Annotated in this window: 1 protein-coding gene; it reads right to left on the bottom strand. The window is 69.4% G+C overall.

Annotation, left to right across the window (positions count from 1 at the left end; translation table 11 throughout):
- A partial coding sequence (locus tag FNX44_RS28525) for a hypothetical protein (RefSeq protein WP_173019339.1) occupies positions 1-385 on the bottom strand: 385 nt, incomplete at both ends.

A 385-nucleotide genomic window follows, 5' to 3' on the forward strand; every position in this document is an offset into this window, starting at 1 on the left:
GGTGGGAGCGGACCCAGGTGTGGTCGAGGTCGGTGATCTCGTCGTCGACCCAGACGAAGGGGTGGCCGGCGGCGGTGTCGACGAGGGGCCTGGTCTTCCAGTGGAGAGTGTCGGGTGTGTCGTGGAGGGGGGCTTCCGGTAGGGCTGCGACGTGGAGGTCGGGGAGGCCCATCAGAGGGGCTATCACGGTGTTCGCGTCGTGCATCCAGGCGGTCGCCCAGACGAGCGTGCACGGCATCGCGAGCAGGCGGTGGCCGTGGTCGCGGGAGACGGCTGTGAGGTGGGGGTTGGCGGGTGTCTGCCGGCGGTCCCACTCGTCGAGGGTCTGGGGGAGTTGAATGCCCTTGTGGGGCAGGAGCGTTCCGTCGACGTCGAGGAAGAGGAG

Source organism: Streptomyces alkaliterrae (assembly GCF_007097205.2).
Classification (GTDB): domain Bacteria; phylum Actinomycetota; class Actinomycetes; order Streptomycetales; family Streptomycetaceae; genus Streptomyces; species Streptomyces alkaliterrae.